The organism is Streptomyces sp. NPDC056231 (assembly GCF_048270745.1).
Taxonomy (GTDB): domain Bacteria; phylum Actinomycetota; class Actinomycetes; order Streptomycetales; family Streptomycetaceae; genus Streptomyces.
The window spans coordinates 39,447-62,109 of sequence record NZ_JBLVKW010000048.1 but is presented as its reverse complement, the minus strand read 5'-3'; the positions used below and the strand labels follow the sequence as shown (position 1 = coordinate 62,109).

The following is a 22,663-nucleotide window of genomic DNA, read 5'->3' as shown; positions in this document are numbered from 1 at the left end:
TCGCCGAACGACCGGTGGCGCTGCTCCGTGCCTGTCGTTGAATCCCGGGCGGACCGGTCCCGGGGCCTGAAGGCTGTCCCGTAATCCCTGGCGGGGGGGGGGCGGGCCCGGCCGCCCCCCCGGGGGGTGGGGGGGCCACCGCACCTCGGGTCCCCGCCCCTCTGCCGTCCCTCCAGCGGCGCTACCGGCCGTCCAGTTCTCTCGCCGCCTCCGCCAGGTCCTTCGCCGTGTCGATGGCCCGCCAGTACGCGCCGTGCGGCAGCGGGTATCCGGCCAGCCGCCGCTCGCGGGCCAGCCGGGGGAACGTCGTCCGCTCATGGTCGCCGCGTTCCGGCAGCAGCGCCGTGAACGCCGGGGAGAAGACGTACACACCCGCGTTGATCAGATACGGGGACGGCGGCGACTCGATGAAGTCGGTGATGTGCCCGAACGCGTCCGTCTCCACGGCACCCCACGGGATACGGGGACGGGCCAGAGCCAGCGTGGCGGTCGCATCGCGCTCCGCATGGAACGCGGCCATCTCCCGCAGCGAGAAACGGGTCCAGATGTCGCCGTTGGTGGCGTACCAGGGCTCCGACGGATCCGGCAGCCGGGCGGCGGCGTACCTCAGGCCGCCGCCGCGGCCCAGCGGCTCCGACTCCACCACGGTGGTCACCCGGAGCGGCAGGACGGCCTCGGCGAGCCACTCCTGGAGCACCTCGGCCAGATGACCGCATGAGACGACGACATCGGTCACGCCCTCGGCGGCCAGCCAGGAAAGCTGATGGCCGATGATCGGGGTCCCGGTGCCCGGGATCTCGATCATCGGCTTGGGGCGGTCATCGGTGTACGGGCGCAGCCGCGATCCCTGGCCACCTGCCAGGATCACGGCCTGCGTCGGATACGTATGCATGCCGGGCACGATAGGCCGTGCCCGGACCGGGCCGGTCAGCTGAACTGCGCGACACCCGAGGCGAACGACGTGTCGCAGACCGGGCGGGAGAACCGGTGCGCCCGCGTCGGACCGTACTGCTCGACCGCGGCGCGGCCCAGCTCCCTGGCGATCGACATGCAGTGCCGGGCGAGCGAGGGGCGTCCCTCGACGGCGCGCTGGAGGTTCGTCAACGCGAAGCCCGGGTCCTTCTCCTGAAGCTCCATGAGAAGCCGGTCGCGCAGGATGTCCTGCGGGGTGCGCGACGTGGCGTGCTTCGAAACGGTCCGAGCCGACGCGGTGAGGACCTGCGACTCGGAGTTGTGCGCTGCCCACGGCACACGGGTGACCGCGAGAGTCCCGGACAGGACCATGACGACGGGCAGGACGAGGGCGAGAGTTCGGCCGATGCGGCGCGCGGTGTGGGTCACGCAGCGAGCGTAGCGGTCGGTGATGATGTGGCGACATTGCGTCACCCTCGCGGGGGATGGTTCGAGGATGCTTTTCGAATCCCGCGTTGACAGCCGCTGGTGAAATGACCGAAGTACCAGGGTATTTGTCGAAGATGCCGGACGTCCGGGCTTAAACCCGCACACGCGCTTCGGTACGCGGACGGCCCCGCACCACGAGGGGTGCGAGGCCGTCGTGCGGCGTGTGTGACGTCAGTCGGTGAGACGCGCACCCGTCGAGGTCGAGAAGACGTGCAGCTCGTCCGGGCGCGGCACGACGTGCAGCGTGGTGCCCTTCTCCGGCACGGCGCGGCCGCCGACGCGGACGACCAGGTCCTTGTCCGCACCGCCGACACGCGCGGAGCCGTAGACGAAACCGTCGGCGCCGAGCTCCTCGACGACGTTGACCGAGACGGCCAGACCGGCCGGGGCGTCGGCGCTGTCCTTGGAGAGCGACTTGGCGGCGGCGCCACCGTGCTCGACGATGTCGAAGTGCTCCGGGCGGATGCCGACCGTGACCGTGGTGTCGCCCTTGTCCGCGGCGGCGGTGAGTGCCTCGCGGGAGACCGGGACGACGCTGTTGCCGAACTTCACGCCACCGTCGGTGATCGGGACCTCGACCAGGTTCATGGCCGGGGAGCCGATGAAGCCGGCGACGAAGAGGTTGGCCGGGCGGTCGTACATGTTGCGCGGCGAGTCGACCTGCTGCAGCAGACCGTCCTTGAGGACCGCGACGCGGTCGCCCATGGTGAGGGCCTCGACCTGGTCGTGCGTGACGTACACGGTCGTGATGCCGAGGCGGCGCTGGAGCGACGCGATCTGCGTACGGGTGGAGACACGGAGCTTGGCGTCGAGGTTCGACAGCGGCTCGTCCATCAGGAAGACCTGCGGCTCACGCACGATGGCGCGGCCCATCGCGACACGCTGACGCTGACCACCGGAGAGCGCCTTCGGCTTGCGGTCCAGGTACTCGGTGAGGTCCAGCATCTTGGCGGCCTCTTCGACCTTCGTCCGGATCTCGGACTTGTTGACACCGGCGATCTTGAGCGCGAAGCCCATGTTGTCCGCGACGGTCATGTGCGGGTAGAGCGCGTAGTTCTGGAACACCATGGCGATGTCCCGGTCCTTCGGCGGGAGGTGCGTGACATCGCGGTCGCCGATGCGGATCGCGCCGCCGTTCACGTCCTCGAGACCCGCGAGCATGCGCAGGGAGGTCGACTTGCCGCAACCGGAAGGGCCGACGAGGACGAGGAACTCACCGTCCGCGATGTCGATCTCGAGCTGGTCCACGGCGGGCTTGGTGGAGCCGGGGTAGACGCGGGACGCCTTGTCGAACGTGACACTGGCCATGCTGAATCTTCTCCTCCACCGGCAGGAACGTGCCGGACGATCCGATTAAGGGAGTGGTCTGGTCCACCTGGGTGAACCTGCCGCGACGCTACCTGGCGTTTTCGGATCTGTCAGTAGTTCGAGGGGGCGGATATCTCGCATCGGGACGTGGCGGGTGGAACAACGCGCCTCCGGTTTCGTGCACGTGGGCGGAGCCACGGAGTTTTTGGCCCGCCGTGCACGCAGCGCTCACTGTTTCAACGCCCGCCGCCGACCTGCGCAACCCTGAGGGGCACACCGGGCCGTTCCCGCAGGGGCTCCACAAGCATGTCGGGCGACGGCCGATGATCGAGTGGCCGCGGGTGCGGAAGAACTTCGTGGATCAGGAGGTGGGCCGCTGTGTAGAGTGAGGGAGCTTGCGCGCGGCTTTGATGTGCGCGTTGCCTCCTTAGCTCAGCTGGCCAGAGCAACGCACTTGTAATGCGTAGGTCGTCGGTTCGAATCCGACAGGGGGCTCGGAAGAACCCCAGGTCACACAGCTCGTGACCTGGGGTTTTCACGTTCAGCGGATGCGGCGACGGCGACGGCGACGCGAGCGGGCCGCGCGGGTGTCGGCGGTCTCAGTTCTGGTCTCAGTGGGGCCCGGATCGCGGACCGGGGGAGCGGGGACGAGAACTCGCCCATACGCCGCATCGCGTCCTTCGACAGGTGTGATCTGCCCTTCACGTAACGGCGGGTCTGGCTGATCTGGGCATGCCGCAAGATCTCCATGATGGTGGGCATGTCGACGCCCAGCTCGTTCAGGATCGTGCCGGCCGTGTGGCGGCTCCCGTCGTACAGGCGGCGGTCGTCGATCCCTGCCTCAGCGAGCAGCTCCTTGAATTCCTCGTAGTCCTGCCGTGGGTCGAGGGGGCGTCCGTCCGGCCGTGAGAACACCACGTGGTGTTCCTCCCACAGCTCCCCTCAACCGCTGACATCAACGTGCACGGACACCGAGCAACATGGGCGCACAGGTGGCCCGAGATCAACAGCACCGTAGCCTCAACTCCGCTTGAGTGCTGTGACTTCGCACCCGCCTACGGGTCAGATGGCTGCAGACGCTGCTCGATTGCTGGCACCCAAGATTGCTCACTGCCGCGCGAGCCGCCCGATTACGGGACAGCCCTTAACCAGCCGCATAGGCTCCGGCCGAGGGCCTCTTCCTCGGCGGGACGTGTGGCGGGGCGTCCTTGGTTACAGCCCGCAGGAGCCGCGGTTGAGGTGGAAGTACCGGGCGTTGGCCCAGCGGCACAGCCGGATACCGACGACGACGCCGACGATGGTGACCAGGGCAGGCAGGTATCCGCTGGCGACCTGGATGATCGGGATTGCAGGGCACCCACCCGAGATCGCCCAGCCCGTACCGAACAGCACCGCGCCGGGGATCACGCCGGCGTGGATGCGCCCTGGGGTGCGGCGGACCCGCAGCAGAGCGAATGCGCACACGATGATCACCACGGCGCCGGCGAAGGAGAGGAGCATGCGCAGGTCCTGGAAGGTGAACATGCGGTTCAGCTCGGCGTAGTCGCCGAAGCCGATGTTGGTGACGGTATAACCGAGGGCCAGCCCGGTGATGATGCTGGCCAGCAGAATCGCGCCCCGGGTACGCATCAGATCACCTTCCACAGGAGGAACGACACCGCGACGGCGGTGCCGAAGAACACGCCGGTCGCGACGAGGCTGACCGGCCGCAGGCGGCCGCAGCCGTTGAGTCCGTGGCCGGAGCTGCACCCACCGGCCAGCCGAGTGCCAAAGCCGACCAGCACGCCTCCCACGAACAGCACGGCGATCATGGCGGTCGGATTGGCGGTGACCAGGTTCCGGAAACCCGGGCCCATGTCGTAGCGGAGGTGGAACCGCCCGGAGGTGACCGCGGCGATCAATCCGCCGAGGAAGATCGATATCAGCAGGGCGGCCTGGGTGACCAGCGGGGCCGGGCCTGTGACCGGGGTGTTCTCACTCACCGCCGGTTCGACGTCCGTTTCGAGCGGCTCTGACTCCCCGTACGGAACTGGCGGCACGGTAGACGCGCCCGGGCCGGTGCCGAAGTGCTCCGCTGTAGCTGCGGCGAGAGCGTCAACAAGAGCACGATCGTCGGTGAACTCCTCGTCCATCCGCTCGAGGCGGCGTTCCCTGCGCCAGTGCAACACGCGATCCCACGCGGACGACACCCCAAAAGAGCGATCTGTGGTGAGGGTGTAGTTGATCGTGACCAGAGCGAGCCCGGCAGCGCCGGCCCACCAGGGCCAGTAGCTACTCATGCGGGGCCTCCCATCCATTCGGAGAATCGAGCCCACCAGCCGCGCTTCGAGCTGGGCGCTTGCCGCGCGTGTTGAGAGGGGCGGGTATGAGGCTGGGGAATCTGTGGGGGCGGTGACGGTTGGTGATGCCAGACAGGTGCTGGCGGAGATGTCGCCCCGAAGTGGGCCGTGGCCCCCGGTGTCACGGTTCCGGGTTCTGACTGCTCATATGGGTGTGCCGGTGCCGGCTGGGACCAGGGCGCGGCCTCCGGTGGCCACGGATCGGGCCGTGGTTGCGAGGCCTGCCGGGGCACCTCCCCTGGATTGGCGGCGCCGGACCGGTCCGCCTCGGCGACGTCTTCGAGGTGTCGCGCGCGGGCTCCATTGGGCAGCAAGCCGATTGGCACGCGCTCGCCGGTGAGTGACACCTGGTAGCGCGCACAGTCGAGCCACCGATCGTCGCTGTCGCAGTAGTGTTCGCGCCAACCTTGCAAGCTCGCCCTGAGTAGGGGGAAAAGGGGGCATCCTGCGGCGTGTGAGCAACTCACGTTGCTCCCTCCTGATCGGCGCACACCACCCGTTCGGGGAGAGCGGTTGCCGTTCTCGATTCTTGCCCTCGCCGCGCTCGGTCGACGATCTGCAAAGCAACGCGGTGACGGGCAGTGACAATAAGGCTCTGCGCCTCCATTCCGCCGACCGGGCGTGATGCAATCACTGTTTCGATGTCCCGAGCAAATTCAGGGTATTTTTCAATCGAACCACTTGACACTACTTGGTGAGATATTCCGCGCGACGGATATGTAGCGCCTACCCCTCATGTCCGGATATTTGCAACCCGTAATGAGGTCACTTGGATCACTATTCGACCCGATGGCCGCGGCCCGTGCTGGTGCAAGTCGACTGTTTGTGGAGAGGGTGAAAATAATGGAGCCCCTTGTGATGGTGGCGTGAATACCGTGGATCTCAAATGAAGAGCTAATGGAGAAGAATTATGTGCCAGCGTGCTGTCTGTCGGTCGTGCCGGAAGATGACCTATGAGGGCTGCGGGAGACATGTGGACCAAGTACTCATGGGTGTGCCGACGGCTCAGCGGTGCATGTGTGAGTCTGCGGAGCGCGGGAGTGTGCGCGCGGTGGGGGCGACGACTCGATCGGAATCGGTGCCGGCCCGGCGGGGCGAGTCGCCGCGGCACGCACAGGTTCCTCGGCGCCCGGAGAGTTCACCAAGGCGATCGAGGGGTGACTGGTGGGCCCGGCTCGTCAATTGGGTGAAAAGCCCGGCATGAGGTAATCAGTGGACTATGCCTACTTCGCTAACTTTGGGGTGGAGGTGTCGGTTATTGCATCATGAAAGCCCGACTGCCGGCACAGGATGCTGCCGCCCGGTGAGAGTCGCCCCTTGTTCACTGACCTCTACTCCAACCAGCCAGGGCTTCTCGCCGAGGTCAAGGGCAGCGTCACCCGCGAGAACGTCCGCATGGCCATCGGCCAGCTCGCTGACTGCAGCAGGTTCGTGGTCCACACCACCCGTGCCATCCTTCTGCCTTCTCGGCCCCGCATGGACCTGCTCAACCTCGCCGAGAGCCAGGGATGCGTCGTGATACGGCCCGAGGGTGCGACCTACGGCAGCAGCGAACCGAACCTTGTCCTGTAGGTCGTACTTCAGGCGCCGGTCTCAGTTGTGGTCTCGATAGCCGACCGATCCGGTGCGGTCCGCCACCGTCCGTGACGGTAGGAATCGCCCCTTGACCAGCTGAGTGGGCGACGCGGCGATCGACGGTGGACAGCCCTTAGATCGGACAACTTGTAATGCGTAGGTCGTCGGTTCGAATCCGACAGGGGGCTCAGGGAAACCCCAGGTCAGATGCCAGCTGGCCTGGGGTTTTGTGTTGCTCGGGGCACGGCGGGACGCGCAGCTGGAGTGCCGTGGGAGGGCATGCGTGAGCGGAGGGTCTCTTGGCCCTACTTCCCGGACTTCTTCCGCTTCGCCTTTTTCTTGGCTGCGGCCTCGGCTTTTTTGGCGCGCTGGGCCTTCTTCCGAGCCTTCTCCGTCTCGCGGGCGGCATCCTCCGCCTCGGCCTTCCGCTGGAGTGGGACCAGCTTGGCGGTGACCTCGGCCGCGGTCTTCCAGACGTGGGGGAGGACCCTCTGGGTGGATGTCCCGGGTGATGCGGGTGTCGCTGTGCACGAGCGTGTCCGACACGATCTTCACATCGATGACGGCGGCGAGCATGAGCGTCGCGGCACCGTGCCGTTGGCCGTGGCTCCCGAACTCCCGTCCCGGGCAACGTGACCGGCCCCGGCGGGCGAGCGTGCAGAGCGGTGGACGGCACGTGTTCGAGCCGAAGACACCGGTGGGCGGCCGGGCCGCCACCAACTGCCGGGCATATACCCGGGGCATAAGGAGGCGGCTGCCACCCCACCTTTATGATCAGGCGACAAGATGCTCGCCTCCCTGGTCCGGGTGCGCGGAGCATCCCCGCGTCTGGAGGGGGACCGCGGACGACACAGCAACGACTGCACCCGGTTCACTGCCGAGATGGAGGAGTTCCGGGTGCCTCGGCACCGGCCCGGGACAGCGGCGGGTCCGGCCTGGCCGAGCCCCGGACGACAAGGGCTGAGGCTCCCGGCCCATCCGGACCGGGGTAAGGCGACGGGGCAGCGGCCACACCATCCCCGAACGGGCCGACCAGATCCGCAACCGGGTTCCCGATCAATCCCGGCCGCGCAGGATCCCTCGCGCGGCCGATAGAGAGCACGAGGCAGTTCTGTGAACATACGCAAACGATGGACGAGCACTCCCATCGGGGCCGGCCTTGCGATGGCCCTGCTGGGCGGCTGCGACTTCCAGTCCGGAGGAGACGCCGCCGAGTCCGGCGGCTCGATCGTCGTGGGCATGTCGGACGACGTTCTGGCCGCGGATCCGGCCTCGGGCTACGACCCGGGTTCCTGGCTGCTGTTCAACAATGTCTTCCAGTCCCTTCTCAGCTTTCCCCGCGGGGCATCGACCCCTCAGCCGGAAGCAGCGAAGTCCTGCTCGTTCTCGGACGGAAGCAGGACCTACCGATGCACTCTCCGCGATGGCCTGACCTTCAGCAACGGTGACAGCCTGACCTCCGAGGACGTCAAGTACTCCTTCGAGCGGGCGATCAGGATCAACGACCCCGGCGGCCCCGCGCCGCTGCTCTCCACGATCGCGAAGATCACCACTCCGGACGCGCGAACGGTCGTCTTTCAGCTCAACGTTCCCGATGCCACCTTCCCCAGCAAGATCGCTTCGGGTGCCGGCTCCATCGTGAACCACCGCGAGTACCCGATGAACAGCCTGCGCAAGGACGGAAAGGCCGTCGGGTCGGGTCCCTACAAGCTGAAGTCCCTCGACAAGTCGAAGGCCGTCTTCTCGGTCAACTCCAGTTACCGGGGCACAGCACGGGTGAAGAACTCGGGCATCACCCTCGACTTCTTCCGGGGCGATCAGAAGAAACTGGCGTCCGCACTGCAGAAAGGCGACATCGATGTCGCCTACCGTGGTCTGACCGCGCGGGACATCTCCCGGCTGGAGGAATCCACCGCCGCGGCCGACAAGGGCATCGACGTCGTCGAAGGCACCAGCGCCGAGGTGCAGCATCTGGTCTTCAACATGAAGGACCCGGTGGTCCGACAGCTTCCCGTGCGCAAGGCCATCGCGTACCTGGTGAATCGTGACGCCCTCGTCAGTCAGGTCTACCACTCGACGGCCACCCCGCTGTACTCGATCGTCCCGGCCGGCATCACGGCCCACAGCACCGCGTTCTTCGACAAGTACGGCGACAGCCAGCCTGCCAAGGCCGAACAGGCGCTGCGCAGCGCGGGCATCACCGACAAGGTGAAGCTCACGCTGTGGTCCACGCCGAGCCGCTACGGCCCCGCCACCGACGACGAGTTCCGCGCGATCGCCCAGCAGCTCAATGCGAGCGGACTGTTCGACGCGGACGTCAAGTCCCTGCCCTTCGACCAGTACGAGAAGCAGATAGCGGGCGGCAAGCTCGGCGTCTACGTGAAGGGCTGGGTCCCGGACTACCCCGACCCGGACAACTTCACCCAGCCGTTCTTCGGCAAGGACAACGTCCTGCAGAACGGCTACGTGAACGACGACATCACCGGCCGGATCATCCCCGACGCCGCCTCCCGAGCCGAACGGGGCACCACCGAGAGGGCCTTCAACGAGCTCCAGGACCACGTGGCCGAGGACCTGCCGATCCTGCCGCTGTGGCAGGGCAAGCAGTATGCGGTGGCGTACGACACCATCTCCGGCCTGGAGTGGACCCTGGACGCCTCGACCGTCTTCCGCTTCTGGGAGATCAGCAAGTACTAGGGCGTGTTTCGAAAGTCCCCCCTCCGGGCCTTCGCCCACCGTCGAGGAGGAGCTGGAGCAGGTCCGGTGCACCCCGCCCGAACGTGTCCTGAGCGAGCTGCAGGCGTTGCGCGACGGACGGCCGCGAAACGGCCTCGCGGGTTCCGAGCTGCCGGCGGGGGTGCAGCGGGCCATGGCGCGGGGTGGTGCGCACGTGGCCCGGCAGGCGGCCGGCGAAGTGCGGGGCTATTGGGAGCTGGCCTTCGCCCCGCACTGGGAGGCCGCCAAGGCCGCCCTCGACGCGGATGTCGACCGATGCGCCGGCGTGCTGGCCCGGCACGGAGCGGCCAGGCTCTTCAACTTCCTGCATTCCGGCATCCGGTGGGTCGACGGCACCCTGCGCGTCGAGAGCCGGTTCCGGATCGCGCTGTCCGTGCCCCTGGTGGTCGTCGTGCCGTCACTTGTCGCACCTCGGAAGGGCGTTGCCGTGGACGCAACGCGCGGCGAAGCCCGGCCCCTGATGCTCGACAAGGCCATCGCCCCAGCAGCGCCCTGCGCCGAGATGGCCCAGCTGCTCGGTCCCACTCGCGCGGGGCTGCTCGCCGATCTGGCGCAACCGGCGTCCGCAGCACAGCTGGCGGCACGTCAGTTCCTCATCCCCGCCACGGTTTCGTACCACCTCGGCGTACTGCACCGGGCCGGCCTCGTCGCGCGCGCCCGGTCCGGCCGATCGGTGTTCTACCGCCGTACGCCCGAGGGGTTCCGACTGGCGGGGAGCCGGTAGGTGGGGCGGGGCAGGCTGCCGGGATCACACCATGCGGCCACTGTCCCCGCATGTGGCCGCTGAACGACCGACGTGACCAACTCGTCAGGTTTCCAAGTCGGTTGAGGCGCGAACGACGAGCTGAGGGGGGAACCGTTCGACCCGTTCGGTTCGTTCGCGGCCGGGTGCCTGAAGCAGAGTCAGTGCGCGTTCGGCCATGGCGGACAGCGGGTGACGGATGGACGTGATGGGCGGGTCGAGGAGCTCGAGTATCTCGGTGTCGTCGAACCCGGTGACGGCGATCTGCCCGGGCACGGCGACCGATGAACGGTGCAGCGTGCTCACGAGTCCTACGGCGAGGACGTCTGCTCCGCAGACGACCGCGTCCACCTGGTCGCGCTGTTCGATGATGCGGCGCCCCGCCGTCCGTCCGGCGTCGGTGGTGAAGCTGGGCAGGAGGATGGTGGTGGCGTCGGGGCCTTGCACCTTGGTGAAGGCTTCGAGCCGTTCGGCACCCGAGGAGGAGGCCTGATCGGCGGCGATGAGAGCGATCCGGTGCCGCCCGATGCCCTCCAGGTGATCGACGAGAAGCCGGACCGCGGACGCGTTGTCGAGTGTGACGGCGACGGTGCCGGATCCTTTGGCCCATCGGTCGAAGAGGACGACGGGGCGGCGTCTGGCGGCGTTGTGGATGGCGGGTCCGGACGCGTTGGCCGATACGGGGACGACGAGCAGGCCGTCCACCCGGCCACTGAGCAGGGTGTCGATCTGCTCGGCCTCGATCGCGGTGTCGTTCGCGGCGTCGGAGACCACGAGTGTGCCGCCGGCGGCACGCACGTGCTGTGCGATGGCATCGGCGAGTTGGACGAAATAGGGGTTGGCGAGCGTGGGGACGACGACGCCGATGGTGCCGGTGGTGCCGGTGCGCAGCGCCCGGGCGGAGTGGTTGGGCTGGTAGCCGAGCCGGTGCGCGGCCTCTTCGACGCGGCGTGCGAGCTCGGGATCGACGTTGCGCGGCGTGCTGGCGAGAACCCGTGAGGCTGTCGCGCGGGAGACGCCCGCGGCCTCGGCCACGTCGAGGAGTCGGGGCGCTGTCACGTGGGTGTCCCTCTCGGTCGGTGGGCGGATGCGCCAGTGCGGTGGGGCGATCGTGTACGACGAGGCTACTTGACGGCGCGTAAGTGCTGGTACAGCATGTCGGAAATCGATTTCCCAGGGGGTGTCAATGTCGTCCATCACCGTCGTCGGTTCGGTGAACCGCGACTTCGTCCTGACCGTCGAGGGTCTGCCGCACCCCGGCGAGACCGTGCTCGCACGCCACTTCGTGGAGGGGGTTGGTGGCAAGGGTGCCAACCAGGCCGTCGCGGCCGCTCGCCTCGGATCGCGGGTGCGTCTCGTCGCCAGGGTCGGCGCGGACGCGGCCGCCATCCTTGACGCTCTCGCGTCCGAAGGCGTGGACGTCGATGCCGTGCGGTCGGACGAGCGGGCCACGACCGGAATCGCTGCGGTGGTCGTCGACGGCGCCGGCGAGAACACCATCGTCGTGAATCCGGGGGCCAACGCCGACCTCGGTGTCCAGGACCTGCCGTCCCGGCTCGTCCGGTCGACGGGAGAGGTCGTCGTCGTCCAGAACGAGATCGCACCCGAGGTGGTCGACCTGGCGGTCCTGCGGGCCCGCGAACAGGGCGGGGTCGTCGTCCTCAACCCCGCCCCCGCCCGTCCGATCGACACGCGGGTACTGGCCGCCGTCGACGTGCTCGTCCCCAACCTCGGTGAACTCGCCTCACTTCTCGGCACCGACCGGCCCGCCACCGTCGATGAGGTGCGAGGCCTGCTGGAGCGCGCCGCGCTCCCGTGCCGGGCCGTCGTGGTGACACTCGGGGCGGACGGCGCCATCCTGAAGGAGGCGCACAGCACGAACACCACGCACATTCCCGCGCCGTTCGTGGAGGCCGTCGACACCGTGGGTGCCGGCGACACCTTCTGCGGTGCCCTCGCGGACGCCCTCGGGCGCGGCACCGACCTTCCGGCCGCAGTCGAACGCGCCGTGCGAGCGGCGTCGCACGCCGTCACCGGCCTCGGTGCACAGGCCTCCATGCCCTACCCGGACCAGCTCGACGTACCCGCAGTCACCTCTGCTTCCTGACACCCCGCGGTCACCCACCAGCACTACGGAGAACCACCCATGAGGAACCTCAAGCTCGGCTTGTTCGAGAACGCGCAGACCAATGCGAGTGGCACGGCCACCTGGCGTCACCCCGACAGCCGACGGCATCTTTTCGACACTCTCGAGTACTGGCGTGATCTCGCCGCGATCTGCGAGGACGCCAAGCTGGACTTCCTGTTCCTCGCCGACGCCTGGGGCTGGTCCGAGATCAACGGCACGCGCCCGCCCATCGCCACCGAGGAGACCCTCGACCTCCCGCGGCTCGACCCGATGGTCGTGGCGTCCGCGCTGCTGTCCACGACGACCAACCTGGGTCTCGTCATGACGGGCTCCGTCCTCGTGGAACCGCCGTACGCGTTCGCGCGCCGCCTCGCCACGCTCGACCAGCTCTCCGGTGGCCGGATCGGCTGGAACATCGTGACGACCGGCACGGCCGACACCGCGGTCAAGGCGTTCGGCATGGAGATGGTGGCGCACGACGACCGCTATCGGATGGCCGAGGACTTCCTCGACCTCGTCTACAAGTACTGGGAGGGGGCCTGGGAGCCGGACGCGCTGGAGAAGGACAAGGACGGAAGGTTCGCCGACCCCGCCAAGGTGCACCTCGTCACCCACAAGGGCCCGTTCTTCCGCTCGGAGGGGTACGGCAATACCGCGCGTTCCCCGCAGGGCACGCCCGTGCTGTTCCAGGCGGGGGCATCGCCCGCCGGTCGCCGGGTCGGCGGCCGGCACGGCGAGTGCATGTTCGTGGGGAGCGGCTCGGTCGAGCAGCTCGCCGGGCACACCGCCTCCATCCGTGAGGAGGCGGTCAAGGCGGGTCGTCGAGCCGACGACGTGAAGGTGATGTCAGCGTTCTCGTGTGTCGTCGGTGCGACGACGTCCGATGCGGAGCGGCGCTACCAGCGGATCCTCGATGCTCAGCGGCCCGAGGTGACGGTCGCCAGCTATGCCATGTTCACCGGGCTCGACCTTTCGTCCTACGCGCCCGAGACGCCCATGACCGATCTCTCCACCGAGCTGTCGCAGACTCAGGTGGCCCGCTTCGCCGGCAAGACGGTCGGCGACGTCCTCGCCGACTGGCACACCCACGGCGTCGGAGCGCGGCCCGTCGTCGGCACGGCCGAGGAGATCGCCGACGAGATCTGCGCGCTCGCGGAAGGCGCCGACCTCGACGGATTCCTGCTGTCCCCGACGGTCCAGCCGACCTCGACGACGGACTTCGTCGAGTCGGTCCTGCCGATTCTGCGGGCACGCGGAGTCTTCCGCGGGGAGTACACGGAGGGCGAGAGCCTGCGCGAACGACTCACCGGAGCATCCGACCGCGCGCTGCCGGCCAGCCACCCCGCGGCACAGTACCGGCACTGAGAACAGAACTCGCACGAAAGGATGTCGAAGACCATGGCCACGTCTGCCCACAACCCGCCGGGGGCATCCGCGCCGACGGAGCTGGACGCGGCGACGCTGCGACAGACGTTCGGGGCCTACCCGACCGGTGTCGTCGCGATAAGCGCGCTGCTCGGGAACGAACCGGTCGGGTTCGCGGCGAGCTCGTTCGTCTCGATCTCGCTCCAACCGCCCATGGTCGCGGTCAGCGTGGCCCGCACCTCGACCACCTGGCCGCGCCTCGCGGGGGCACCCGTTCTGGGACTGAGTGTGCTCAGCCGCGGTCAGGGTGCGCTGTGCCGGCGTCTGGCGTCCCGGGAGGTCAACCGCTTCGAGGGCGTCGCGTGGAAGGCGACGCCCGAGGGCGCCGTCGTGATCGAGGACGCCGCGCTCTGGCTGACGGCTCGGGTGACCGCGACCTACGACGGCGGCGATCACGAGATCGTGCTCATGGAGTTGATGACGACTGAGCTGTTCTCCGGCGTGGAGCCACTCGTTTTCCACACCAGCCAGTTCCGCGAGCTCATCCCCCATGGGTGACACCCCGACTGTCCACGCGCACCTCACCGGTGTGGTGGTGCACGGTGCCGGTCGAGGCCGTGGGCTCGGGTTCCCCACCGCGAACGTCGCGGCCGATCCCGGCTCGCTGGTCCCTCCGCCTGCGATCTACAGCGGCTGGGTCCTACGCCACTCGACCGGCGCCGTCCACCTTGGAACGATCAGCATCGGGTCGAACCCGACCTTTTGCGACACGGCGGATGTACACGTCGAGGTGTACTGCCACGACATGTCGGACGAGTTCTATGGAGAGCGCGTCGGACTGTGGTTCGTGGCACGGATTCGAGACACCGTGAAGTTCGCGTCGCCCGACGACCTGGTACGCGCCGCCAGGCAGGACGTCCTGCGGTCCGAGGCGCTTCTCTCCTCCGACCGCGGGCGGCGCGTCCTCACCGACGCGCTCGCCTTGTACGAAAAAACCGTCTCCGCCTGAGACATCACTCCGCACGGACTCGGCGCGCACTGCCGAACTCCATGCTTCATGACTGGCCCGGTCCGGGCCCGTAGCCCACGCTCAGCCTTGCTCCGAACGAACGAAGGTGTTAGCAATGAGCACATTCCAGTGGCTGAATGAGCAGTTCAGCTTCTTCGGCGTCCCCGTTTATTGGTCCGACTTCCTGGGCAATATCCTGGCCCTCGCGACCGTTTGGCTGGCGTTGCGGCGATCGCTCGTGGCCTGGCCGGTGCAGATCCTCGGGTCGGTCCTGCTGCTGATCGCGAGTCTGAACGTTCATCTCGGAGGCAACGCCGCCCGGCAGATTGTGATCATAGCATCGGCGTCGTGGGGCTGGGCAACGTGGCGGCGCAGCAGGGAGAAGGAAGGCGCGATCAACGTCCGCTGGGCATCGTGGCGGGAGCGGGCCGTGCTGATCGCTGTCATGGCCGCTGGGACGTTCGGGTTCGGCGCCCTGCTCAAGTCGACCGACGCGTCGTTCTACCCGGGTGCTCCCTGGTGGATGGTCCTCGCGGACGCCTGGATCTTCGTCGGCTCGATCCTGGCGATGTACACCCAGGCCCGGCGGTACGTGGAGTTCTGGTTCGTCTGGCTGGCCGTCGACCTCGTCGGGGTGCCCCTCGCCATTCATTCCCAGCTGTACTTCTCCGGGATCGTCTACGCGATCTTCTTCGTCATGGTCCTCATCGGGATCCGCGACTGGGCGTCCCACAGCAAGGACCAGGAGATCGCCTCGCCGCTCGAGCCGGCTGTCGTCCTGGAGAGTCGGAACGAGAACGGCACGTCACTGGCCGCGGGGTCGTACGTCACTCGGCCGGGCACGGAAACAGCAACTGGGTCTTGAACTGCTGACTGACTGATGGTCACGGTCGCGGACACGATGCGGGTGGCACGGGCGGCTTCCCATGGAGGAGGTGATCGCCCGTCAGCGGTGGGCCTCGGCGCTGCATGCTGCAGCGAGGCGACGCCCTCACCGTGCTGAAGATCCTCCCGGACGAGAGTGTCAACGCTGTCATCACCGACCTGCCGGGCAACTCCGGCGGGGCGCCCGCTCGGAACGCGCCGGGCACTGTGCGAGCCGAGTGCGTCACGAAGGCCCGGGCCGGATCCGATCCGGCCCGGGCCTTCGCCGTTCGTCGGCCCCGGAGACCGGTCAGGCGCCCTTCAGGTGCCGCATCAGGCGTTCGAAGTCCTGCCAGCCCGACAGGTCCGACGGGTTGCCCGGCAGCGGGTAGTACAGCGCGGGGCGGGTCTTCGGGCCGAGCTGGACCGGGGGCTCGGGCAGGGGGGTGCGGCGGGCGCGGTCGCCGGGCATCTCGCGGACTTCCTCGGCGCCCAGCACGAAGGCCAGGGGGACTCCGGGGCCCTCGAAGCGGGGCGGCACCGCCAGGTCGCGGCGGGCCTTGCGGATCTGGACGAGCATCGACTGGAGATGGTGGCGGGTGGCGAGGATCTCCGCGGTCCTGGGCAGGGCGTCCAGCGGCATGTCCTCGTCGGCCCCGTAGCCGAGCGCCAGGGTGACGTCTTCCTCCACGCCGCCCGTCGTACGGCTGATCCGGACCGTGGCGAGAGCGGGCCGGTCCGGGCTGCCGACCACCACGACCCAGGTCGGCTGGGGCGCCCGGTCGTAGGCGACATCGGTCAGTTGGCGCAGTGACCAGGGCAGGTTGGCGGGTTCCGCGGTGCCCCAGCCGGCCGGGGGCTCGCCGGTGAGCTCGCGCCACACCGCCTCGATGGAGCCGCCGAGAACGAGGCGCTCGTCCGCGGGATGGACGGTGCGGAACGAGACGGCCAGCTGGCGCTCGCCGGTGTCGGCGACCTCCTTGAACGACGCGGCCACCGGGGTGCGCGGGTCCTCGGGGGTGGCGTCGGCTGCCTCGACCGGTGCGAACATGCCGTTCTGCCAGCGCAGCACGGCCCCGGACAGCCCGTCGTAGTAGCCGTCCCGTTCGTCCTGCACGACCCAGCGCGACGGCCAGCCGGGGAGGCTGCTCCGTACGGCGGGGGAGAGCGTGACCCCCGGGGCGGTGACGATCTGGAGGCCGAGCTCGGCGTTGGCGGTGGCCCGGAAGGCGTCGGAGAGCCAGGCCGTCATCGCGACCACCGGGCGGTCCTGGATGACGACGGCGACCTTGTCGGTGAGGGCGTCGACGGCGGGCTGCGCGGCGGCGGGCGTGGGGGCGACGCCGACGCCGTCGGTCTTCACCACGGCGAGGGAGCGCGCGGCCTCCGGCGGCCAGGCGGAGCCGCCGGCCAGGGCGACGAGCCGGGCGGCGAAGGTGCCCGCGATCCGTTCGGCCTCCTCGACGCCGGTGGTGGCGCGTGCCTCCGTCCACCAGAACGGGACCTCGGGCGCGGTCGCCCCGAGGAGCCGCTCCGCCTCGCCGGCGACCTGGACGAGCAGTGGTGCCTCGACGGAGACGAGGGGCCGGCCCTCCGGGTCGCAGAGCTGCACGACGGCGTCCTCGCCGGCCGTGTCCACCAGCTTGTCGGGGCCTCCGGAGAGCAGACCCGCGATCACGCTGAGCGGATCGGGCATTCTCGGGGTGAGGGCGATGACGTCCTTGGTCATGTGGTCGTCCGGTCCTTCGTCGTCCGTGGCGTGGTTGTCCTGCGTCGTGCGGCCGTCGTGACGGAGACGGCTCCCGGGTGCGTCACTCGGCGGTGTACACGGTCTGGATCAGGCGGTTCGACTGGCCCCTGCGGATGAGGACGCCGCGGCCCGCGGGCTGCTGGGTGGCGTACACGCCGGGGAACAGCTGACCTTCGCTGCGGTCGCCCGCCATGAGGATCGCCGAGGCGCCGGACTCGCGCAGGCCCTGCACCAGTGGTTCGTACATGCCGCGTGAGGCGCCGGCGACGCGGCGGGTCAGCACGAAGTGCAGCCCGATGTCGACCGCGGACGGGATGTACGGCAGGAACGGGGCGAGCGGGGCCAGTCCCGCGGTGGTGAGTACGTCGTAGTCGTCGACGAGGACGACGATCCGTGGTCCGCTGCCCCAGCTGCCGGGCTCCAGGTCCTCGGTGTCCGCGCTGTCGTCGGGCAGCCGCTTCTCCAGTTCGGTGGCGATACCGGCGGCGAGGCCCGCGCACATCTTGGCGTTGTACGCGTAGCCGCCGCGGAACTCCTCGGGGATCGCGCCGCGCAGTCCGCGCCGCGGGTCCATGACGGCGAAGACCAGCTCGTCCTCGCTGTAGCGCTCGATGAGTCCGCCGGCGATGGTCTTGAGGAGGTTCGTCTTGCCGCACTCGCTGTCGCCCATGATCAGCAGGTGCTGGTCGTGGTGGAACAGGTCGAGCAGTACGGGCGCGAGTGCCGTCTGGTCCAGGCCGATCGGTACCCGCTTGGGTTCGGCGACCGGGCCCGGCAGCAGGTGCGGCTCCAGGATGTGCGGCAGTACCCGTACCGGCTGGGCGACGTCGCCGCTCCAGGTGGCACGGATCGTGCGGGCGGTGCGTTCCAGGACGGCGCCCAGGTCCGAGGTGTCGGCGAGCCCGTCCGTGCGGGGCAGCGCGACCTGGGTGAAGAGCTTGCCGTCGGTGAGGAGACGGCCGGGCTCGTCGGGCGCCAGGGTCTGTGCGAGCTTGCGGTCGATGCTGGACTCGCTGGGGTCGTTCAGGCGCAGTTCGACGCGGGTGCCGAAGTTGGACTGGGTGGCGATGCGGACGTCGTTCCAGCGGAGCATGCCGGCGACGACGTGGATGCCGTAGCCGCCGCCGCGCTTGAGGATGTCGACGACGGCGTCGTCCAGCTCGTCGAAGTCGTCGCGCAGCGCGCCGAATCCGTCGATGATGAGCACGATCTCGGCGGAGGCCAGTTGCGGCAGCCGGCCTGCCGCGTGCAGGGTGCGCAGCTGCTCGACGGAGTCGATGCCGTGTTCCCGGAAGAGGTCCTCACGGACCGCGAGGGCGCCCCGTACCTCTTCGACGGTGCGTCCGGCGCGCTCACGGTCGGCACGGCCGGCGACGCCGCCGACGTGCGGCAGGTCCGCCAGCGCCTGGAGGCCGCCGCCTACCAGGTCGAGGCCGTAGATCCCGACCTCCTGCGGGGTGTGGGTCAGTGCGAGCGAGAGGGCGAGGGTGCGCAGGAGGGTCGTCTTGCCGGACTGCGGGCCGCCGATGACGGCGGCATGGCCGCCTGCCACGGTGAGGTCGAGGTACCACTGGCCCTGCCACTGCTTGGTGGGGTCGTCGAGCAGGCCGAGCGGTACCTGGAGCGGGCCGCGGCGCTTGGCGAGCTGCATGCCGCGCGGGCCGACGTCCAGGGGGCCCGCGACCTTGTCCAGGGAGATGGCGGAGGGCAGCGGGGGCAGCCAGATGCGGCGTACCGGATCGGCGGCGTTCTGCAGCTGGTCGACGATGACGCCCATCTCGGTGGGCCCGGTCTCGCGGCGTCGGACCGTGGGTTCCCGGTCGCCCGTGTTCTCGTTCTTGGCAAGGGTGTTGAACGCCTCGTACTTGAGGGCGAGGGGTCCGGTCTCCGCTTCCTCGGCGCGCTGTACGGGGCCGCGGTAGGCGCCGGAGACGTAACTCGCCTTGAAGCGTTCGTAGTGGCTGGTGTCGACCTTGAGGAAACCGAATCCGGGCAGCGGAGGCAGGTGGAAGGCGTCGGTGGTGTCCAGCACCGTGCGGGACTCGTCGGCGGAGAACGTCCGCAGGCCGAGCCGGTACGAGAGGTAGGTGTCCAGGCCCTTGAGCTTGCCGCCCTCGATGCGCTGGCTGGACAGCAGCAGGTGCACCCCGATGGACCGGCCGATACGGCCTATGGACAGGAACAGATCGATGAAGTCCGGTTTGGCGGTGAGGAGTTCGCCGAACTCGTCGATGACGACGAACAGGTGGGGCAGCGGGTCCAGGTCGGGCCGCTTGTCGGCGCGGAGCGCGGCGTAGTCGCCGATGTCGGCGACGTTGCCGGCGTCCTTGAGGACCTGCTGGCGGCGCTTGACCTCGCCGGCGAGCGAGGCGTGGACCCGCTCGACGAGGCCGGCCTGGTTCTCCAGGTTGGTGATGACGCCGGCGACGTGCGGCAGGTCCGCGAACGGCGCGAAGGTGGCACCGCCCTTGTAGTCGACGAGGACGAGCGCCAGGTCCTCCGGCGGGTGGGTGGCGACCAGGGCGAGGACGAGGGTGCGGAGCAGTTCCGACTTGCCGGAACCGGTGGCGCCGACGCACAGCCCGTGCGGGCCCATGCCGAGTTCGGAGGACTCCTTCAGGTCGAGGAGGACCGGTTCGCGGGAGTCGCTGACGCCGATCGGCACGCGCAGGAAGGAGCGTTCGCCGCGTGGTGCCCACAGGTGCGACAGGTCGAGCCGGGCCACGTCGTCGATGCCGAGCAGGTCGGCGAAGTCGACGGGGCCGGACAGCGGGGCGTCGACGAGGGATTCGGCGGCCAGGCGCAGCGGCGCGAGCATCCGGGCGAGACCTTCGGCGAACGGGATGCTGACCTCGTCGACGGTGCCGTGGGCGCTGATCGGTTCCTGCTCGCGCAGGTCCTCGATGAGTACCTGGTCGCCGTCGACGGTGATGCGTACGCCGACGTGTCCCGGTTCCTGGATGCGTTGTTCGAGCAGGTGCAGCATGGTGATGCCCATGTCGCGCAGCCCCACCGCGTCGTCGGGGCACGGCAGGTCCACGGCGTCCTCGCCGTGCCCGTCGGCCACGACGAGGAGCCGGGACGTCATGGACAGGGCGTCCTTGCCGGACAGGCCGCGGCGCACCTCGGCCGCGTACGAGGCGCGGCGGCGCAGTTCGGCGCCGATCTGCCGGGCGAGCTGGGGCGCGGACGGGGCGATGCGGCGGGCGGCGACGGGGCCGTCGAGCTGTTCGGTGTCGAGCAGATGGGGCATCCACTTGGCCCATTCCCAGTCGGCCAGCCGGTCGCCGGGCACGGCGAGTGCCATGGCCACGTCGTCGGGGGCGTGGGTCGCGGCGGTCTGGACGAGCAGGGCGCGTGCGAGGCGCAGGCAGTCCTCGCGGGGGCCGATCACGCTGACGTTGCCGACGCGGTCGAGCGGCACGGTGAGCGGGAGTTCGGTGCCGGTACGGAACCGGGTCATCAGGGCCGATGCCTCGTTGAGCATGAAGCGGTCGGGCGGTGTGAGGACCGAGGAGCCCTGCTGGGCGACCTTCAGATCGCGTACGGGCATCTCACCGGTGCCGACACGCACCCGCAGGAAGTCGTCGTCGGCGCGGCGGCGTTCCCACAGCCGGGCCGGGTCGCGCACGATGTCGTACAGGGCGTCCGGCGGCGGGGTGAGGATCTCGGTCCGCTCGCGCCGCTCGCGTTCCTCGCCGGAGAGTTCCTCGCGCAGGTCCTCCAGATAGGCGAGGTATGCCTCGCGCTGGGTGCGGCGGGTGCGTTGCGCCTTGCCGCGCTGCGAGAAGACGAGTGCGACGGATCCGATGACGGTGACGACGAGGATGATCGCGCCGAGCCCGGCGAACTGACTGTTCCGTACGACGGTCATCATGACGACGGACGACATGACGCCGGCGACGGGCAGCAGCGACATGGCGATGTTGCCCGATTTCCCCTCGGGGAGGTTGGGCGGTGCCTCGATGGTGCGTGCCTCGGAGGGGGCCGCGGGCCGGGTGGTCCTGGCCGGGCGGTGGATCAGTCGGGTACTCATCGGCGTCCGTCACTCACGGTCGGGCTCGGCATCGGGGTCAGTGGCGCTTCTGGGAGAGCTGGAAGACGTCCGCGGCGAGGCGGGTGGCGGCTTCCCTGGTCGAGTGGGCGAGCAGTTCGGTGCGGATCAGGCCGCCGGCCGCCAGATGCCGGTCGTAGGGCAGGACCTGGACGCTCGCGCCCGTGGACTTGAGCTTCTCGGCGGCCTCGGCGAGGTCGAGCCCCGGGTGCGGCACGAGTTCGGTGAGGACGACGACCGTGCCGGCGATCACGTGCTTCGGAAGTCCCTGCATCCACTGGAGCACCGCGTACGTGCTGGTGACGCCCTCCAGCGTGGCGGGGGCGGTCAGGATGCGGGCCTGGGCGGCGGAGAGCGCGACCCGGGCGACCTCGGCGGGCAGTGTCTCGCAGTCGACGACCGTGACCCCGAAGTAGCGGCGCAGCGAGACCATGACGCCCTCGTAGGCCTTGCTGCCGAGCATCGCGCCGATCTGCCCCTGGCTGCCGGGCAGAAGCCAGGCGTTGCCGGGGAGCTGGACGAGATAGCCGGTGATGTCGAGCAGTGACATCTGCGGTTCGACGATGCCCGCGAGGTCGCCGATGGTCCAGCGGAGCGACTCCGCGCCGAGCCGCAGCGGCAGCGAGCCGAGCGCCGGGTCGGCCTCGACGACGAGGACCGGGTCCTGCCGGTAGTGCGCGTACGTGGTGCCGAGCAGCGCGGCGACGGTCGTCTTGCCGGCGCCTCCCCGGATGGAGGTGACGGCGATCTGCCGTCCGGTCGTCACGGGCTGCTGGAGTACCTCGGCGACCCGGGTGATCTCGGCGACCTCCTTCGCGGCCGACGAGGAGACGGTGCGGCGCACGGCGCGGGTGGCACGCGAGGCGAAGGACTGCCCGTGCCGCGGCTTGCGTCCGGCGGTGACGAGGCTCTTGTCCACGACGGGCCGGGAGTCGGGGGTGCGGTGGGCGCTGGTGGAGGGGGTGTAGGCGGCTTGGGGCTGCTGCCCCTGGTACTGCTGGGCTTGCTGGGCCTGGGCTTGCTGTGCCTGGTACTGCTGGGCTTGATATTGCTCGGCCGGGAGCTGCTGCCCCTGGTATTGCTGCGTCTGCTGGCCTTGTTGCGCCTGGTACTGCTGCGCCTGCTGGTACTGCCCGGCGGGGGCGGCCGGGTGGCCGGGGTGCTGCACCGGCGGGTACCCGTAGCCGGCGTCCGGCGCGGGTGCGCTCTGCGTGGGCAGGCCCGGGCCGGCGGGGGCGCCCTGCGGCTGTCCGGCGGTGCCCTGTGGGCCCTGCTGCGGCGTGCCCTGCTGGGCGGCGCCGCGCAGGTCGCGCAGCACGTCACCCTGCCAGTTTTCTGCGTTCGGCATGTCAGCCCTTCTTTTCCGCCCTGCTACCCCGCTCGGAGCGCCTG

17 protein-coding genes, 2 tRNA genes and 2 pseudogenes are annotated in these 22,663 nt (G+C 69.3%); 10 read left to right on the top strand and 11 right to left on the bottom strand.

What is annotated here, in order from left to right; genetic code table 11:
• Positions 1-181 precede the first annotated feature (181 nt).
• The 3 genes from ACNPQM_RS29555 to ACNPQM_RS29545 all read right to left on the bottom strand — a co-directional run bounded on the left by ACNPQM_RS29555 (position 182) and on the right by ACNPQM_RS29545 (position 2,709).
• The gene (locus ACNPQM_RS29555; protein WP_358863137.1) at positions 182-892 is read right to left on the bottom strand and encodes a nucleotidyltransferase family protein; all 711 of its coding nucleotides are present in this window, start codon (positions 890-892) and stop codon (positions 182-184) included.
• Between the two features lie 35 nt (positions 893-927).
• The gene (locus ACNPQM_RS29550) at positions 928-1,341 is read right to left on the bottom strand and encodes a hypothetical protein (protein WP_358863138.1); all 414 of its coding nucleotides are present in this window, start codon (positions 1,339-1,341) and stop codon (positions 928-930) included.
• A 231-nt stretch (positions 1,342-1,572) separates the two neighbouring features.
• Positions 1,573-2,709 carry an ABC transporter ATP-binding protein gene (locus ACNPQM_RS29545; protein WP_358863106.1) on the bottom strand — a complete coding sequence of 379 codons (1,137 nt, stop codon included), beginning with the start codon at positions 2,707-2,709 and terminating at the stop codon, positions 1,573-1,575.
• A 421-nt stretch (positions 2,710-3,130) separates the two neighbouring features.
• On the opposite strand from ACNPQM_RS29545, the gene ACNPQM_RS29540 reads away from it, so the two are divergent.
• Positions 3,131-3,204, top strand: a tRNA-Thr gene (locus ACNPQM_RS29540).
• 46 nt (positions 3,205-3,250) lie between these two features.
• On the opposite strand, the pseudogene ACNPQM_RS29535 reads toward ACNPQM_RS29540, so the two are convergent.
• The 3 genes and pseudogenes from ACNPQM_RS29535 to ACNPQM_RS29525 form a co-directional block, all read right to left on the bottom strand.
• Positions 3,251-3,651, bottom strand: a pseudogene (locus tag ACNPQM_RS29535) (tyrosine-type recombinase/integrase); the annotation flags it as partial.
• A gap of 270 nt (positions 3,652-3,921) precedes the next feature.
• Complete coding sequence (locus ACNPQM_RS29530) at positions 3,922-4,338, bottom strand: YeeE/YedE thiosulfate transporter family protein (protein ID WP_418086351.1); 417 nt, start codon at positions 4,336-4,338, stop codon at positions 3,922-3,924.
• Positions 4,338-4,988, bottom strand: a complete 651-nt coding sequence (locus tag ACNPQM_RS29525; protein WP_418086350.1) for a YeeE/YedE family protein — start codon at positions 4,986-4,988, stop codon at positions 4,338-4,340. Before ACNPQM_RS29525 ends, ACNPQM_RS29530 begins: the two co-directional genes overlap by 1 nt.
• Before the next feature lie 1,377 nt (positions 4,989-6,365).
• Between ACNPQM_RS29525 and ACNPQM_RS29520 the strand changes: the two genes are divergently transcribed.
• Together ACNPQM_RS29520 and ACNPQM_RS29515 are read left to right on the top strand one after the other, a co-directional pair.
• The gene (locus tag ACNPQM_RS29520; protein WP_418086349.1) at positions 6,366-6,620 is read left to right on the top strand and encodes a hypothetical protein; all 255 of its coding nucleotides are present in this window, start codon (positions 6,366-6,368) and stop codon (positions 6,618-6,620) included.
• 86 nt (positions 6,621-6,706) lie between these two features.
• A tRNA-Thr gene (locus ACNPQM_RS29515) sits at positions 6,707-6,811 on the top strand.
• Between the two features lie 117 nt (positions 6,812-6,928).
• Here ACNPQM_RS29515 and ACNPQM_RS29510 read toward each other — a convergent pair.
• Positions 6,929-7,229, bottom strand: a pseudogene (locus tag ACNPQM_RS29510) (integrase); the annotation flags it as partial.
• Between the two features lie 507 nt (positions 7,230-7,736).
• Here ACNPQM_RS29510 and ACNPQM_RS29505 point away from each other — a divergent pair.
• Entirely contained in the window at positions 7,737-9,320 is a 1,584-nt protein-coding gene (locus ACNPQM_RS29505) for an ABC transporter substrate-binding protein (RefSeq protein WP_418086348.1), read from the top strand.
• Between the two features lie 193 nt (positions 9,321-9,513).
• Positions 9,514-10,083 carry an ArsR/SmtB family transcription factor gene (locus tag ACNPQM_RS29500; protein WP_418086347.1) on the top strand — a complete coding sequence of 190 codons (570 nt, stop codon included), beginning with the start codon at positions 9,514-9,516 and terminating at the stop codon, positions 10,081-10,083.
• Positions 10,084-10,167: 84 nt separating this feature from the next.
• Here the strand turns inward: ACNPQM_RS29500 and ACNPQM_RS29495 are convergent, their stop codons facing one another.
• On the bottom strand, positions 10,168-11,160 hold the full coding sequence (locus tag ACNPQM_RS29495) for a LacI family DNA-binding transcriptional regulator (RefSeq protein ID WP_418086346.1): 993 nt from the start codon (positions 11,158-11,160) through the stop codon (positions 10,168-10,170).
• 127 nt (positions 11,161-11,287) lie between these two features.
• Between ACNPQM_RS29495 and ACNPQM_RS29490 the strand changes: the two genes are divergently transcribed.
• The 5 genes from ACNPQM_RS29490 to ACNPQM_RS29470 all read left to right on the top strand — a co-directional run bounded on the left by ACNPQM_RS29490 (position 11,288) and on the right by ACNPQM_RS29470 (position 15,468).
• A complete protein-coding gene (locus tag ACNPQM_RS29490) occupies positions 11,288-12,208 on the top strand; it encodes a ribokinase (RefSeq protein WP_418086345.1) in 921 nt (306 codons plus the stop codon).
• A gap of 39 nt (positions 12,209-12,247) precedes the next feature.
• Positions 12,248-13,594, top strand: coding sequence for an NtaA/DmoA family FMN-dependent monooxygenase (locus ACNPQM_RS29485; protein WP_418086344.1), 1,347 nt, complete (start codon positions 12,248-12,250; stop codon positions 13,592-13,594).
• A gap of 33 nt (positions 13,595-13,627) precedes the next feature.
• Positions 13,628-14,152: a flavin reductase family protein gene (locus ACNPQM_RS29480; protein ID WP_418086343.1), complete on the top strand. Its 525-nt coding sequence runs from the start codon at positions 13,628-13,630 to the stop codon at positions 14,150-14,152.
• A complete protein-coding gene (locus ACNPQM_RS29475; RefSeq protein WP_418086342.1) occupies positions 14,145-14,603 on the top strand; it encodes a riboflavin kinase in 459 nt (152 codons plus the stop codon). The genes ACNPQM_RS29480 and ACNPQM_RS29475 overlap by 8 nt, the downstream gene beginning before the upstream one ends.
• Positions 14,604-14,718: 115 nt before the next feature.
• Positions 14,719-15,468 (top strand): nicotinamide mononucleotide transporter family protein, encoded by a 750-nt coding sequence (locus tag ACNPQM_RS29470; RefSeq protein ID WP_358862630.1) that lies wholly within the window; start codon positions 14,719-14,721, stop codon positions 15,466-15,468.
• Between the two features lie 309 nt (positions 15,469-15,777).
• On the opposite strand, the gene ACNPQM_RS29465 is transcribed toward ACNPQM_RS29470, so the two are convergent.
• From ACNPQM_RS29465 to ACNPQM_RS29455, 3 genes are all read right to left on the bottom strand, one after another.
• Positions 15,778-17,196 carry a DUF6177 family protein gene (locus ACNPQM_RS29465; RefSeq protein WP_418086341.1) on the bottom strand — a complete coding sequence of 473 codons (1,419 nt, stop codon included), beginning with the start codon at positions 17,194-17,196 and terminating at the stop codon, positions 15,778-15,780.
• Between the two features lie 82 nt (positions 17,197-17,278).
• Positions 17,279-21,253, bottom strand: coding sequence for a type VII secretion protein EccCa (eccCa, locus tag ACNPQM_RS29460; RefSeq protein WP_418086340.1), 3,975 nt, complete (start codon positions 21,251-21,253; stop codon positions 17,279-17,281).
• Between the two features lie 37 nt (positions 21,254-21,290).
• Complete coding sequence (locus tag ACNPQM_RS29455) at positions 21,291-22,619, bottom strand: MinD/ParA family ATP-binding protein (protein ID WP_358862627.1); 1,329 nt, start codon at positions 22,617-22,619, stop codon at positions 21,291-21,293.
• Positions 22,620-22,663: the final 44 nt, after the last annotated feature.

Bases quoted from the DNA above. Each gene is read 5' to 3' on its own strand.
- ACNPQM_RS29555 (WP_358863137.1), bottom strand. From the start codon at position 892: ATGCATACGTATCCGACGCAGGCCGTGATCCTGGCAGGTGGCCAGGGA.
- ACNPQM_RS29480 (WP_418086343.1), top strand. From the start codon at position 13,628: ATGGCCACGTCTGCCCACAACCCGCCGGGGGCATCCGCGCCGACGGAG.
- ACNPQM_RS29490 (WP_418086345.1), top strand. From the start codon at position 11,288: ATGTCGTCCATCACCGTCGTCGGTTCGGTGAACCGCGACTTCGTCCTG.
- ACNPQM_RS29465 (WP_418086341.1), bottom strand. From the start codon at position 17,196: ATGACCAAGGACGTCATCGCCCTCACCCCGAGAATGCCCGATCCGCTC.
- ACNPQM_RS29470 (WP_358862630.1), top strand. From the start codon at position 14,719: ATGAGCACATTCCAGTGGCTGAATGAGCAGTTCAGCTTCTTCGGCGTC.
- ACNPQM_RS29475 (WP_418086342.1), top strand. From the start codon at position 14,145: ATGGGTGACACCCCGACTGTCCACGCGCACCTCACCGGTGTGGTGGTG.
- eccCa (WP_418086340.1), bottom strand. From the start codon at position 21,253: ATGAGTACCCGACTGATCCACCGCCCGGCCAGGACCACCCGGCCCGCG.
- ACNPQM_RS29525 (WP_418086350.1), bottom strand. From the start codon at position 4,988: ATGAGTAGCTACTGGCCCTGGTGGGCCGGCGCTGCCGGGCTCGCTCTG.
- ACNPQM_RS29545 (WP_358863106.1), bottom strand. From the start codon at position 2,709: ATGGCCAGTGTCACGTTCGACAAGGCGTCCCGCGTCTACCCCGGCTCC.
- ACNPQM_RS29530 (WP_418086351.1), bottom strand. From the start codon at position 4,338: ATGCGTACCCGGGGCGCGATTCTGCTGGCCAGCATCATCACCGGGCTG.
- ACNPQM_RS29485 (WP_418086344.1), top strand. From the start codon at position 12,248: ATGAGGAACCTCAAGCTCGGCTTGTTCGAGAACGCGCAGACCAATGCG.
- ACNPQM_RS29455 (WP_358862627.1), bottom strand. From the start codon at position 22,619: ATGCCGAACGCAGAAAACTGGCAGGGTGACGTGCTGCGCGACCTGCGC.